The sequence below is a fragment of the Paludibaculum fermentans genome, from assembly GCF_051172195.1.
GTDB classification, from domain to species: domain Bacteria; phylum Acidobacteriota; class Terriglobia; order Bryobacterales; family Bryobacteraceae; genus Paludibaculum; species Paludibaculum fermentans_A.
The window spans coordinates 224,455-238,697 of the sequence record NZ_JBPJAQ010000003.1; the positions used below are offsets into that span (position 1 = coordinate 224,455).

The window sequence follows — 14,243 nt, forward strand, 5'->3', positions numbered from 1 at the left end:
ACCGCGAGCACCCTATTCTGCCGAGATGCGCCGACACCACTCCGTATGAAAACAGTCCGACTCGCACGCTGAAACATGTCGGGCCTTGATTGTATCGAATTGCTCCCTTGGAGGAGGCGCATACCGTGCCGTTCCGGTGATCTGCGCCCCGGTAAAAGGGCGGTATGGTTAAGAACAGACGTAAGGCGCACTGAGTCTTGCCTCTAAGCGTTCATGCCGTCGCGTCGCTTTCCCGCCACTTGGCCGCATTACGCCCAAACCTGCGATGCTGAAGAACTCGAGCGGTTTCGAGTGATCGGGACCGATAAACGGCGAAGTGCAGAGCATGGTTGCTGAACTCCCGAGTGGTCGGCTACTCGGAAGCAATCCACTTGGACGTGTAGTCGCCTATGGTGACACTGACCCCAAACGGCGTTCGGGGAAGCGTCGCCGAATTAGAAACGAGAAGTCGGCTTGTCGTCGGTAACGCACATCGCCTGTCACCGGCCACTGGGCCATTCCTTACTGAGATCCCAGGCTGGCCTTCATCCTGCAGACAGGTTGCGGCCCTACCCCAGTTCTCCGTCCATTGAGATCGGTATCTCAAGTCGCAACGCCGGGGTTCTTGATGGGCTAATCCTCCCCGATCATTCCGACGATATTGTCTCCGGATACTCACGTGCCACGACCGCTCCTCCTACCCATTCTCGCCCTGACTCTCCTCCTCGTGGGTTGTGACCTAGTCGACTCCAAGCTCGAATCTTCAACCAAAGCCTACTTCCCAGCGGCGGAGATCGTCAAACCTCGCCGCGACGTAGTACACGTCGAGACCCACGTTTGCAACATCTCTCGGGGGTTCGCCGCCCAGGTGACGAAATCGATGCTCCAGGAACACGGCCGGGACCTCTCGATGGGGTTCAAGATCTCCGGCTACCAATGGCTGATATTGAGGATTGACAGTTTCAACGTCGTTTGGGACATTGCCAACCCTGGCTGGTTTCAAGTATTGGATGCGCGTCAATTCTCATCATGGATACGATTCGCCTTCGGCCGCCTCGATTACCCCCCCCACTTCGTCGGGCAGAAGACCCGCCGGCCCCTGCCCCGCCAGTCCTAAGCAGGCCGCCAGCCTGAGCAACGGAACTCACAAACTATTCAGCTTCACTGACTAGTCAGGTTCTGCTTGTGGGCAGAGGTTACCGCCGGTGTGCTAGATTCACTCCTTATCGCCTCCACTTCAATGCCGGCGGCAGTCGGGGAGAGATTTAGACTCTAAATTTCTGAAGGATCCCCGGGGATTGGTCCCCTTGGCACCCGCCATGAGGTAAACTATTGTGCGCCAACAACAATCATGAAGGAATTGACTGGAATCCTTGATTCCGCGGTATACAAACTCCTCGTCACCCGACTAATTCCAGGCGCCACTGCCATCAGTACATACGTCTGGCTGCTCGCCTCCCACCTCACCCCTTCTCCGGCGGTATGCAGGGACTTTCGGCTCGAAATCGACCTAGTCATTCTATTCGTCGCTTCGGCTGCCGGGCTTCTCATTGACGATGTGGGTATGATTCTGGAGAATCGCTACTTCAAGGGGCTCAAGGCCGAGCTTTCAGAAAGCACGCCTCCTCGCGATCCGACAGCTGAATGGTATCTGTATCTTCGGACCGGTTTTGTGATAGAGCCCGTTGGTCACGGCTTCCTCAAGCACATTCTGGTGATGCTGAAGTTCGAAATCAACATGGCCATCGCGTTAATGGTGATGTCCGTCGGCGTTTTCTGGATTGCCATGCCAAGTGCAGCGAAGATTGCCACACTTGTGATGGCTTGGGGGGCTGCAGTCTTCCTTGGAGGCTCGGCGGCAAAGAAAAGCGTTGATCACTTGGCGACGCTCAGATTCGAGCTTCTCAAGGGAGTCAGGCAATCGGTGGACACCGGAGGCGCTTAATCGCTCAGCTGAGCGGCGGTCATGATTCGAACTCAAATGCGTCTTTTTCTTGGCATCACAGACTATGACTGGTTCAGCCTCCACGCCTCAAAGCACCTGGTCGAGGAAGTCAACTTTTGGCGTCCGTCGGCTGAGACGAACTTCAGAGCTCTTGCGCCCGGCGAGCCATTTCTTTTCAAGCTTCATGCACCGCGTAACTACATTGTAGGCGGTGGGTTCTTTGCCAAGTTCCTCCGGCTTCCCGTGAGCCTCGCGTGGGACTCGTTCGGTGAGGCAAATGGGGCTCGGTCACTGGCCGAGGTGAAGAGCCGTATCTCCAAGTACCGCAACGTTGCAATAGGTCCGCACGAAGACCCGAACATCGGGTGCATCATTCTCGTTGAGCCGTTCTTCTTCCCGGAGCCAGACTGGATCCCGGTGCCCGCGGCCTTTAAGCTCAACATCGTTCAGGGGCGAGGGTACGGGCTCGATGAGGAAGATGGGCAGTATATTTGGAGAGCTGTGGGGGAACGCCTAGCGCAGATACAAGTCAACCGCCCCACGTCAAGCCCCGCAATTCTGGCGGCGACGGATGCGGCGAGATATGGCCGTCCCATGATCGTGACGCCCAGGCTTGGGCAAGGTGCGTTCAGAGTAATGGTGACCGACATCTATCAACGCAGGTGTGCGATGACAGGCGAGAGAACACTGCCCGTGTTGGAGGCGGCGCACATCAAACCTTACGCAGAGGGTGGAGTGCACGAGCTACGAAACGGGTTGCTGCTGAGGAGTGATCTCCACAAGCTTTTCGACGCCGGATACTTGACAGTGGATCCAGACGAACGGCGGATCCTGGTAAGTAGGCGGATCCGGGAGGAATTTGACAATGGGCGCGACTACTACGCATTGGAGGGTCGAGTGCTGAGGGACCCGATGGAGGTCGTAACCGGCCCAGCGCGAGAATATCTGGCCTATCACGCAGACAACGTGTTTAGGGAGTAGGCTCAGAAGAGCAGGGACACGTCATATCATCGAAAGCGTCCGGACTCGACAGTCCCGTCCGAAGTGTCCATTTAGGCGGCAAGGCTCCCCGTCCGCCTACCCAATAAGTGGACACTTCAGGATGTGTCAGGTTGATGGCTGGGTTCCATCGGGTGTGGCAGGCACCTGAACATTCCAAGGCTTGAGTTCGGCGACGCGGGAGATCGCGTGGTCGACAATCCGGCCAAGCACGAACGCCGGACTGCATCGATTCTGGCGAGACTGAAGAGTATTTGCCGTCGCAGCACCGCCGATCCGCAGCTCTGCATAACGCAGTTGCTGACCAATCTCCAGTTAGCGCACTTAATTGACTTCGCCGGGTGGCTGCCGGATGAACGGAGCTACGGCTGACCGCGCCGCCCGAGGGCCGGCCCAAGGCGAATTTGTCGAATCTCTGGACGTGGGGTTTACGTGGCGCGCACGAACTTTAGACTCTAAAGTCTGGGCGGATCCCTGAACTGGGCGTTCGGGCGCGACGTGACGGTGAGGATTGGCGGGTCCCTAGCGCCTGCCTGGCTCCAGTCGCCATTTTCTTCGATCTTGGGACTAAATTCTACAGCGTATCCAGCCGAATACAGAGCTCAGACACTCCATGGACAACGAAAAGCTCACACTTGAAGCGGGAGTCCAACTCCTGAACGACTGGATGGAGAGAGCCCCAGAGGAAGTGGTTGCCCAGCAGGCCGCAATTGATCGCTACGGCCGCTTCTTCGCCCCGGCGAACATTGACAAAATCTCTGTGGAAGGGTTCAAGGATTTCCTGCTCCTCAAGAACAACCGCCACTGGACTGGGATCCATCGCCACCCTGACATCTACTCGGACATGATGCGGCTGAAGGAGTGTCTGAAGGTGCTCCTGGACGAGTCCATCCCGATTGAGGACCGGCTAGATACGATCACTTACGACTCAGGACCGCCCCTCACTAAGGACTGCGTAGAGCGATACTAATCCAACTTCTGCTGTGTGGTCGCTCACCAAAGCATACGCTTGACAACATGATCAGTGCGGAGGTCTCACCGTGCTCGGCCGCCGCCATATCAGGAAGTCAAGCTTCTGCCTGCAGCAGGTACTTGCGAAGGGTTATCCCGTTATACATTCCACCAACTTCTTGATGATCTGGATATCTACTGCCAACGGTTCATTCTGACCAAATTCTGCATGTCTCTTCGCTCCGCCAAAGAGATCTCCGAACTACCTCTATCCACTGCAACGAGCTTCAGGCTCTGTCAGGGCGTGGGGGATCTTCGATCGGTGCGGTGGCGCTCCTGTCACCAGCTCTGGCAAATGCTGCAGCAATGCTGGCAAGGTGCTTTCCATCAGCATAGCGCTCATCAACACTTATCATCGTTTCTATTGAAGACAGCAGGGTGCTATCTGAGCAACCTTGGCTAAACCGAGATATTTCGACTAACGAATGAACAACCAAGCCGTCGACCAGTTCAGCGCCAAGTTCTTCCCTGAGTCTCCAGAGTCCACGAGATAGACCAAGTGAGATGCTGTAAACATCATCGGTCGAAATAACTCCAGATGCGGAAGACGCGAGAGCCCTCTCGTGGTCCTTTTCGCCTTGCAAAACCACGGGATACTCTTTGAGAGAGCAGGCGAGATAATCTGCAAATCCTTCACAAACCGCGGTGGCGGCGCGATCGGCGTCAGAGTCATTGCGACTATAGGCACAAGGGAAGCCATCATTCGTGAGGAAGTCAATAACACAATGTGCGTACTCGTGATATATTGCCACGGCATCAAGGACGTAGGGTACATCGCGCCCGAATCGAATCAATCCATTCGTAGAATCCCATCCCGACCATCTGGACCAATATTCAGATGCATCGTCAACAATAATCTTGATATGGGCTAAGACATTTGAATGCGAAGTGCTGAAGCCTTCCCGTTTCAAGAGTGACGAAAATTTGTGTCGGGCGCAAGTGGCGTGATGATACGCCATCGCACTTCTCAATCGGTAGTTGTCACGGCTGCTCTTATTCCATTGGAAATATGGTGAGCCGCGATGGTACAACTGACGGCGACCGTCTTCGTGGACATGCCATTTGAAGACCGTGCAATACTCCCCTTCGAGCGATCCACGCACGTGAAGATTTGACGGGACATCGTACCAACCATCCGAATCAGTAACGCGGTGAGAGCCGTCGCTGAGAACAACACGCAGAAAGCCAAGGCCCACCTCGACAACATCGCGACGGTGTCGGTTGGTATCGAAAACCACTCCTGTCGCACGGTGTCGTCTCACGAGCTCACTCATCTCGCTTAGACCCTCACCAATGAGCGACGAAATAGGATACTGGAATCTTGTCCGCAAATTCCGACCAGAGAACTCTTCCCCTGCTTTGTCTTTAAGTGAATCACGTGTACCGTCCTCCCTCCAGGAAGTTTAGGCCACAATGCGAACTCGACAAACTCGGCCTGGATATCTGGGGAATGAGGCTGAGCCAGGCGTTCGTGATTAAGAGCGACTTCTACCGCCTTTTCACGTGGTGTCGAACACTCAAGTGGTCCTGACCTCCACCACCATCCAGTCGGGAGGATAACTTCGCCCCCATAGTCTCCTGGAAGTAAGCGCACGGAGAGCGTTCTGTCATAGACATAGTATCCGTATATAATAATCCTAAATCGCTCTCGCAGTTCGTTGCGAGATTCTTGCATTCCTTGGCTTACTAGCATAGTCTTCTCTGCGATGCTCCAGCCGCATAGCTCACGAATGGCCGTCTCGACCATGAAGAGTCCTTGCAGCTCCTGATAATGTGGACGAGGTCTCAGTCCCGCGACAACCAAATCATGCTCCGTAATAGTTAACTTAGTGCGGCTTCCAAAAAGGCCGGCCAACCGATTTCGAATTGCACTGGCCTCCCATACCGAGTCATGTGGAGATCTTTTATGCTGGTTTGACATTCGATCGGCAACAAGTTCCACAAATGGGAAGTCCCGAGTCAGAAAGCCTGGGAATTCTAAGCCGAATGTAGTCGTGCGGCCAACGAGGATTAGCGCACGCGTCCAGTCGTCCCGTTCTGGGAATTCGCCAAGTCTGCATACGAGCATGTTCCTTGAGATCATTCCGTCAGGCAGTTGCAATAATTCACATCTCGAGCTAAGGGATTTCCACCCCCTATTTAATATTGATTCAATGGTTTCCCATGGGCAAATACTGTCTGACCACCTTTGTGTGATTGAGCATGCGTCGCCGATCAGATCAGTGATTGCGTAGGCTCTCACTCCAAGGGACTTCATTGCGGTTTCGAGGAACTCAAATCCTGAAAGATGCGGCAATCCGCGCATCTTATCCGTGAGTTGTTCGATACTGGCTTGGTAATCAAGTTGACCTTTGCTCATATTCTTCGGTAGGGCTGCGACTGCTAGGCTCCGCTGCCCAGCATCATCTCGATTGTCACAAGCAAATCGGAGGTCTTCACTGGCTTCATCATCAAGCCAACTGAAGGGCCGTCGCGAAGCCCGGTGAGATTTGATCTGAGAGCGGTCAGAATAATTACCGGCATCGATGGGCACAGAGTCCCCATCTTGCCAAAGACATATTCGCCTACTTTCTCTGAAGGAATCTCCAGTGGTATTGCATCTTCTGACGAATCTGCTTGCCCATGAGGAAGCATCAAATCCAATATTACAATGTTGTAATCAGCCGCCTTCTGCCTCAGCTTCGCCAGTGCCGCTGCGCCGCTTGCGGCAAGGGTCACTGAGTGCCGTGTCCGAAGGGATCGGATAATATTTTCATATTCGTATTCTTGGTCTTCAACGTACAGCAAGTTAGCCATTTCTATCTCCATAAGTAGTCATGTTATGGGGAGCGCAATTTCAAAAATAACGCAACAGTGCTCCAGCAACCGTGCTGATTCTTGACTGTCCGGCCGATGGAGGCAAAGTTCCTCTCGAGATATCCGTCTCCCTTGTTCCTCGTATGGAATGCACTCTTTTAGCCTAATGAACCCACCGTGTTGTCTGCAAATTTCACGAGCCGCTGCTAGCCCTATCCCTTGGCCGTCGATTTCTCGTGTCCGGTCTACAACTAGTCCTTGGCAGAATGGCTCAAAAATTACTTCATGCTCAAGAGGGTGTATACCGACCCCGAAGTCTGAGATGTCAACATATAGATAGTTAGTGTCCGATCGACCGGAGAGAACGATGGACTTGAAGTTATGCTTACTGCCTCGGTGAGAGTATTTCAATGCATTATGAAGTACGTTTACAAACACCAACGTCATCAGCTTGGGATGCACCCATGCAGCGGGTAGATTTATGAATGAAGCTTCTTGGGTAATTCTGATGCAGTATGCAGTCGCCCGCTTTGCAAAGCTGCCTGTCGCCTTGTTTACAAGATCGGTCAAGCGCAGTTTGACTCGCTCGCTTGCGGGCGATGCCCGTCGTTGCTTGGTATTTTGGGAATCAATGACCACATCGTTACTTTGCAGAAGATCACAGGTAAACTGGAGCATTTCCTCCATGTGTTCAAGTGGTTCGCATATGCGAGAGGGGATGCTTTGGGGAAATAGGAGACCAAGTTGAACGCGAACATCCCCGGAGTCACCCATGATAGCTTGAAAAGTGGATCGGACAGTGTGGGCATTATTGCGGGCTTGGGTCGCTCTAAGCGTAGCCTCTCGCCTTAGAGTTGTGGTTAACGATGCGAGGCAGAGTGGCGCGCTCAACACTTCGTTAATGGTTCCAAGCGTTCTATTGTCCAAGAAAGTGTCTTGCCCGTGCCATGCGGCTAGGAATGCTGTGTTGCTCTCCGGATAGGAGATGGAACATGCTCTCGATGGGGCATTTGGAAGTAATTTTAACTGTTCAGGTTGCAGTGAGATTACTTCGCCAATCACGGCAGGCTGATTAGCCTGCAAGAAGTGGTGAATAAGGGTGGCGTCGTATATAGGTCTTCTAAGGATGTCGCAATCATTCGATGTCAGCAGGGTAGGTGAGTCGGCATTTGAAAAATAGTAAAGGACCCCATCTAGACGGAATGAGTCTTGCAAGTACGACAGTGCTTCTCGAATGCGTTTGGAGCTATCCTGTCCTGCAGCAACACTCATAAGCGGCAATACCTGTTTTCTTATATCCTGAATAACCAAGTCTTTCCACTGGTCAATGTTGCGATCAAAGCATACCTGAGCGCGGTCGCGCACGAGGACAATTAGAGCTTCGATGTCTTTAGATTGATCGCGCAGCTGCTTCATCGTACGTGCAGGCTGACGCTGCAGCAGCGACAAGATTTCACTGCGAGAGGCGGAGCACTCATTACGCGACAGGAGATCGAGTGTTGCCTTAATCGTAAGCCCTTCGTTGCCCCGTTCTAGCCATCCAACGCTTCTCAGAACAATTTTCGTCGGCCCAACTTGAAAACCGAGTCCAAAGAGCGACAAGCCGAAGGGGCAGTACAGTGTAATTGGCGCACCTCCCCCTTGCATTATTCGATTACAACATTCGTCATGATCCTGTTCACAAATGTGTCTGAACGCGCTGGATTCACTTACTACTTTGCAGAAATCTGACTGAGGCGCGGCGGAAAATGAATCCTTGTCTGGCCAAAATGGTCGCCAGGGTCCATTAGTGCTTATATAGATTTCGCACACGTCCAGTCCAAATCTAGACAGCACTACATACAGATTGCTTAACAGCTCCTTGGTCACGATGCCTTCTGCGGCAATAGTTGATGATGGCTGGCTCATGATGTCATCAGAGAGCTGCAATATGCTTCCGAAGAAGATTCACGGCGATCGTAGTATTGGCGATTTCTAAGTCTGGAGACATACATTCCCATTCGACGCTAATAACCCCCCCGTAGTCAACTTCTCGGAGCTCCCTCAGTCGCTTTGCATAATTGATGGTCGACTCTTCTCCGTCTTGGCCAAAGCTATATGCTTTGGCGTGAACGTGAAGCGTTAGTGGAGCCAAGCGCTCAGGTCCCATATTGAGATCTTCTGGGTAGAAGTTGCCCCAATCGACACACGCTCCAACATAGTCGCTATTGACGGTCCTGACAATGGAAGTGATGTGTTCGGGGCGCATTCCAAAGGGGGTCTGGTTCTCAAGTGCAAGACGAATATTCAGCGTTTTACACAATGGAAGGAGAGAGCATATGCAATGTGAGACCCTCCGTGTGAGGTCATCGTCGGTTCCAATTCCACGGAGGCCTGTGTTGACGCGAATGACTGTTGCGCCGAGTAGCGAAGCTTTCCTGATCATGTCCAATGCTCGTGCGATTTCAACATCTGATTCAGGGCTCAAGACCGTAAAGTCGTTATCCAGGGCAAGGCAGGCAATTTCTACCCCAGCATTGCTCGCCCTCAAATAGATTTGACGGAGATAGTCGTCATCAGTAGATGACAGATGATTTAATAAAAGCTCCACTACGGACACCTGAAATCTGTCTCGTGCGAGTTGAGGAAACTCAGCTATATCTAGACTTCCCGAATTGAGATTGTTATGAAGGCTCCAGCTGCTGACTGCGATGACCGGTGGCCATCCGGTGATTCTGGCTTTGACTGGTCTCGTGAGCAGCTTACGAATCCACATAACATCCTTCATGAATCACCCAAGACTGGCAGAAGCGTCGAGTCTACTACATTCTTTCTCCGGTTCACAGGTACCATTCTGCCCGGCAGTTGATCAGTGGCGCTCAACGGGTCTGCCCCTGCTTTGGGCGCAGCTCCTTGCGTGTCGCATGGGTGGATAGGCAGATGGGCATTACGGTGTACGGAGACCCGCAACAAGTTGCCGGTTTTTGCGGTGCTAGGTGTTCTATTGCTGACCAAGTCGAGTTCCCCAAAGAGGCCGCCGCAGGGGCCACGACGGTCCGCGCCCCTCGAAAGATACACTTGTCTCGCTTGTTCGCATGCCGAGCAGTGACTTACTTTAACCAATAGTCATTATCCGCGATGCGCCACACTCCGGGTGTGGCGCACCGGCAGTCCTCATGCTTTGAAGAGTGCGTGTAGCCATCGCTTTGTCCTGCGGGCGCGTAAGTGGGATCGTAATTCGAACCACTTCCCCGCGGCATTGCCTTCTAATGAGTTGGTTGTCATCTTACAACCGAGCGCCTTCGCTCTTGCTTGAAACACCGGTTCGCCTGGGAGGCCCTACGGTCCGGCGCCTCCGTTTCGGAATTGGCCCTGGGCCACTGCGTCAACGCGAACCTGGTCTCCCCATGGCGCCGGTAAGCCTCATCGAGGGCCGCAATTGCATTCCGGTTCTTTCGGTGAAGGTTGGGCGGCAAGCCTTCACATCCTCCAACTTGCTCGGGACGCCTTCGCTCCGTCTGGATCATCCAAATCGAACTGGAGCGCGGCGGATTGTGCCTGGTAGTCACGGCGACGCAGCGGTCTTGCAGGTTGTGTTGGAGTACCTGCTGGGATGATCAGCTTCTGCTTGTGCACACGCGCCTGGAGGGCAGCGGGTGTCACGGAATTGCGTCCCGGCCTCCCGGGCCGGAGTGTTCTGGCGCAGACCGCACTCGAATTGGATGCCCTCTGCGGATAGTCTTCGTCATCCGTGGCAGGCACGCCCACTTGATCAAGGTGCCTTAGCGTGAGGGCGACGGACTCAGCCTGCCCGTGACGCGTTTGGTTTGTGGACGCTTCGTCAGGACTAAGGGCGACGGTGGTACGGTTTCGCGGGTACGCGCTTAGTCTTCTAGCCTTCAGGAAGGCATCGATTGGCGGTGGCAACTGTACACGCCGCCATCCCAAATGACAGTTTGGGCAAGAACGAGATGGCGTTGAGATGTTCTTGAATTCTTCATTCTGAGATTTGTATGTGCCGCATTTGACCCATGGCCGCCGCACTCAAGACGCTCCCGGATCTGACGGGTCTTGTTGCGGACGCTTAGTGCGCGATCGTCCTCGCCCGGCAGAGACTCCTCATTGCGCGCGACACCCAGATCGATCGCCCGAAGCTGCTCATCATCTGAATGGGGCGCATGCCGTCTGGCCGTGAGTTCGAGAACCTCGACCGGCAGATTGAGCAACTGGAACAGAAACTGGAAGACCTGGAGGCTAAGCCGGCCGAAAGTGCACCGCTGCCGGCCACTCCCTCGCCCTCGGTTGCGGAGCCAGCGAACACACCAGTGCGCCGACCTCTGCCGCAGCGCCTGCATCCCGAAATCAGGACAATTGTGCCCACCAGACGGCTTGCCCCGAGTGCTGCAGCGCATTGAAGCATCTGGGCGAACAAGTGAGTGAGATTCTCGAATACTTGCCGGCGAGCCTCAAGGTGATCCGCCAGGTGCGGACGAGGCTCAGATGCGACTGCAGCGATCGCATCGAGCAGGAGCGGGCGCCAGCTGTCCAATCGATCGCGGTCTGGCCCGACCCGTGGTTATTGGCTCACGTTTTGGTGTCGAAACACGCCGATTATGTTGGCTCTCTCATTATGTGACGTTCAGCCACGCTGTAGCGCTAAACTGCGGGCTCCGCGGGAGCGAATGTCACATAATTTGGGGGTCAGAGCTGGGCAAGGAACGACATCAGATCGGGATTGTCGCGCCAGCGCTTTGGTGATCGTTTACTCTTCATCGCACAAAGATCGAGCGCCCTGGCTTTCATTTCAAGGTCGGTTTCAGCGTAGATGTTTGTGGTGTTGATTGAGACATGGCCGAGCCAGGCACGGATGGTGTTGATATCGACCCCGGCACGAAGGAGATGTGTGGCTGTGGTGTGTCGGATCGTATGCGGCCCGATCCGCTTCTGGGCCATCCCCGGCACGCGATCCATAGCGGCACGGGCATAGCGGGTCACGATCTCATGGATGCCGGATCGGGTGAGCGGCTCGGAGCGACGATTGAGGAACACTCGCTCCGTGACAGTCCGGCCGGTGACAATGCTGCTCACCGCCGCTGTTGTGGAGGTCCATAGCGGACAGATGCGAACCTTGCCGCCCTTGCCAGTAAGGCGCACCGACGACCACGTACCGACCCCGCCGGTGTGCAGACTGAGATCGTCGATGCAGAGTCGAGCTACTTCATTCGCCCGCGCGCCCGAGTTGTACAAGAAGAGCAGGATAGCCCGATCCCGGGAGCCGAGTTTGGTGAGTGAGCTCGGGGCATCCAAAAGAGCGTCGATTTCCGGCTTCTCGAGGTAGCAGACTGGGCTGGGAGCAGAGCGCTTGGCCTTGACCGTGCGAAGTTTGGCGCACCAGTCCAGGTACTCGGGGCGGCGCTCTGCGATGAACCCGGCTAGCGCGTGGATGGCCGCAGGGCGCTGATTTCGGCTGGAGACGCTGCATTTGCGTTTCTCTTCGATATGTCGCAGGAACGCGCGCAGCAGGTCCGCATCGATGTCGGGAACAAGCAGTTCATCCGGCCTCTTGCGCGTTTGAGCGGCAGCGAACGCCAGCAGCAGGCGAATGGCATCACGATAGCTGCGCTGTGTGTTGTGGGCCAGATTCCTTTCGCTGATGAGGTATTCCATCAAGAAGCGCCTGATCCAGGGCCCGAAGGCTGCTATATTCATGGCGCTCTCCGTAGACGTACTCCTGGAATCGATAGTTGGCCTCTGACAGCAACTCCGGAGTCACGGTCAGATAGCACTGCGTCGAGTGCAGGTCGACATGTCCGAGTTACGTAGACAAAGAAGGCAGCAGTTTCTGCACGTCGGCGCCGGTTCTGTACCAATCCGTCAGCCGGTGGACGGCGAACGTGTGCCGCAAGTCATGAAGTCGGGGCTGACGAGAACCCGCGTCACGCCGGCGAACGCCGGCGAGGGTTCGCAGGCGCTGGAAGGCGGTCTCTATCAAGCGGTGGCTAACAGCTTCGTGCCGCCGAGTCTGGAAAAGAAGCATGTAGTGTTGATTCCATCTGCCTGGTGTCGTCAGGTAATCCCGGAGGAGCCGAACAACATCCCGCCCCAAAGGGACGAATCTGGACTTGTAGAACTTCGTCCCGCGGACGGTGACCATCGCATTATCGAGGTCCACGTCCGCAAGGCGCAGACGGATCGTTTCTCCTATTCGCGTGCCTGTCCCATATAGGAATAACAACATGGTGCGAACCGTGGAGGGAGAGAGGCGGCACTCCACGTTCCGCTGGCAACGCGGAACAGTGTCCAGCAACAGACGAAGTTCCTGGCGGGAATAGATATACGGAACGAAGGTCTGTGTGTGCCTGGGAGCCGCCGGCGGCAGAGGAACAGCCTTGACCTTTCCGCGGCATTGCCAGTACGAGAAGAAGTCCCTCAATACCCCATATTTCGGCGCCAGGCTGCGGGCCCTGTTTGTGGCAAGTCCTGAAACTTCTTAGCATCCGAAGGTGTGATCCCCTGAAGGAGCTTGTTGCGGTAACGACGACAAAACGCGCGGAGTGCAACGGCCGGGCCCTGGCACTTCTGGCCCGTCGCCCGTCGGTGCGAAACATAAATGTCGACGGCTGCATCGAGGTTCATAGCAGACCTCCCAGATCGAAGTCCGCCACGCGGCGCAACTGCGGCAGGTGAACCTGGCGTAGATCCTGGTGGAATTGGAGTCTCGGAGGCCAAGGAGGTCCCCAATCTCTTTCAGCGATGCTCCTTGTTCCAGTAAGTGAGTGGCACACGCGTGTCGCAGGCTGTGCGGTCCTCGGCGGCGGCATTGGATACCGGCCTTGTCGATTCTTGTGCTCGTGATGCGCCACAGGCTGGTGTAGCCGATGCCGCGGTACGGAGGATGCAACGTGAGAAACAGATTCCGGCAACAGGTCCTCGGGCATGCCTTCCGGACGTATTCCAGAATGGCTTCACCCACCTCACGCTGCAGCGGGTATGTCCGTGCGCCTCCACGTTTGGAGTGGTTCACGGTGAAGGTCTCCTGCCGCCAATCGAAGTCGCTCAGCAACAGACGCGATATCTCTCCGCTCCGCAACCCGTAGGTCGTTAGGAGCAGCAGTACAGCTCTGGCGCGCAGGACGGCGACGGTGTTCCCCTTCACGTCTTCGAGCAGCCGTTGCACATCCTTCCACTGCGGCCCTTCGGGTAAGCCTTCATGCACATACAATCTTGGAGAAAGGATGCCTTCGGCGATGCCCGGCTTGCACCAGTTGCGTTGTTCAGCGCAACGGAAGAACGCCCGCAGGGCGTCGGCGTTGCCTCGAGTCGACTTCCGACTCCAGCCGCTCGACCCCTTGAAAGCCAGGAACTTGTCCACGTCCCGGAGCCGTACGTTGCCCAGCGAACGATGCCGATCGGCGAACCACTTCAGAAACTGCGCTGTTTTCGATCGGTGCGACCGCACCGTAAGGGCGGCGGCCCCTTTTCTCTTCCGTCATCCATCTCGCAGATTCATCAATCTCGTCTACGAAATGCAGGC

General features: G+C 55.2%; 11 protein-coding genes and 1 pseudogene. 5 read left to right on the plus strand and 7 right to left on the minus strand.

The window, feature by feature from the left end; translation table 11 throughout:
• Nucleotides 1-658: 658 nt before the first annotated feature.
• The 4 genes from ACR9Y2_RS34875 to ACR9Y2_RS34890 all read left to right on the plus strand — a co-directional run bounded on the left by ACR9Y2_RS34875 (nt 659) and on the right by ACR9Y2_RS34890 (nt 3,893).
• Nucleotides 659-1,096 carry a hypothetical protein gene (locus ACR9Y2_RS34875; RefSeq protein WP_435046527.1) on the plus strand — a complete coding sequence of 146 codons (438 nt, stop codon included), beginning with the start codon at nt 659-661 and terminating at the stop codon, nt 1,094-1,096.
• A 234-nt stretch (nt 1,097-1,330) separates the two neighbouring features.
• Nucleotides 1,331-1,924 (plus strand): hypothetical protein, encoded by a 594-nt coding sequence (locus ACR9Y2_RS34880; protein ID WP_435046528.1) that lies wholly within the window; start codon nt 1,331-1,333, stop codon nt 1,922-1,924.
• A gap of 36 nt (nt 1,925-1,960) precedes the next feature.
• The gene (locus ACR9Y2_RS34885) at nt 1,961-2,905 is read left to right on the plus strand and encodes an HNH endonuclease (protein WP_435046529.1); all 945 of its coding nucleotides are present in this window, start codon (nt 1,961-1,963) and stop codon (nt 2,903-2,905) included.
• 631 nt (nt 2,906-3,536) lie between these two features.
• Complete coding sequence (locus tag ACR9Y2_RS34890; RefSeq protein WP_435046530.1) at nt 3,537-3,893, plus strand: hypothetical protein; 357 nt, start codon at nt 3,537-3,539, stop codon at nt 3,891-3,893.
• 268 nt (nt 3,894-4,161) lie between these two features.
• On the opposite strand, the gene ACR9Y2_RS34895 is transcribed toward ACR9Y2_RS34890, so the two are convergent.
• The 4 genes from ACR9Y2_RS34895 to ACR9Y2_RS34910 form a co-directional block, all read right to left on the minus strand.
• Nucleotides 4,162-5,196, minus strand: a complete 1,035-nt coding sequence (locus tag ACR9Y2_RS34895; RefSeq protein ID WP_435046531.1) for a hypothetical protein — start codon at nt 5,194-5,196, stop codon at nt 4,162-4,164.
• A gap of 1,120 nt (nt 5,197-6,316) precedes the next feature.
• Nucleotides 6,317-6,730, minus strand: coding sequence for a hypothetical protein (locus ACR9Y2_RS34900; RefSeq protein ID WP_435046532.1), 414 nt, complete (start codon nt 6,728-6,730; stop codon nt 6,317-6,319).
• Between the two features lie 18 nt (nt 6,731-6,748).
• The gene (locus ACR9Y2_RS34905; RefSeq protein WP_435046533.1) at nt 6,749-8,659 is read right to left on the minus strand and encodes a sensor histidine kinase; all 1,911 of its coding nucleotides are present in this window, start codon (nt 8,657-8,659) and stop codon (nt 6,749-6,751) included.
• The gene (locus tag ACR9Y2_RS34910; RefSeq protein ID WP_435046534.1) at nt 8,646-9,497 is read right to left on the minus strand and encodes a sugar phosphate isomerase/epimerase family protein; all 852 of its coding nucleotides are present in this window, start codon (nt 9,495-9,497) and stop codon (nt 8,646-8,648) included. The genes ACR9Y2_RS34905 and ACR9Y2_RS34910 overlap by 14 nt, the downstream gene beginning before the upstream one ends.
• 1,608 nt (nt 9,498-11,105) lie before the next feature.
• On the opposite strand from ACR9Y2_RS34910, the pseudogene ACR9Y2_RS34915 reads away from it, so the two are divergent.
• Nucleotides 11,106-11,345 (plus strand): annotated as a pseudogene (locus tag ACR9Y2_RS34915) (IS66 family transposase zinc-finger binding domain-containing protein); the annotation flags it as partial.
• Between the two features lie 65 nt (nt 11,346-11,410).
• On the opposite strand, the gene ACR9Y2_RS34920 reads toward ACR9Y2_RS34915, so the two are convergent.
• The 3 genes from ACR9Y2_RS34920 to ACR9Y2_RS34930 form a co-directional block, all read right to left on the minus strand.
• Nucleotides 11,411-12,376, minus strand: a complete 966-nt coding sequence (locus ACR9Y2_RS34920; RefSeq protein WP_435046535.1) for a tyrosine-type recombinase/integrase — start codon at nt 12,374-12,376, stop codon at nt 11,411-11,413.
• A 148-nt stretch (nt 12,377-12,524) separates the two neighbouring features.
• Complete coding sequence (locus ACR9Y2_RS34925; protein ID WP_435046536.1) at nt 12,525-12,947, minus strand: tyrosine-type recombinase/integrase; 423 nt, start codon at nt 12,945-12,947, stop codon at nt 12,525-12,527.
• Between the two features lie 252 nt (nt 12,948-13,199).
• On the minus strand, nt 13,200-14,168 hold the full coding sequence (locus tag ACR9Y2_RS34930) for a tyrosine-type recombinase/integrase (protein WP_435046537.1): 969 nt from the start codon (nt 14,166-14,168) through the stop codon (nt 13,200-13,202).
• Between the last annotated feature and the right edge of the window lie 75 nt (nt 14,169-14,243).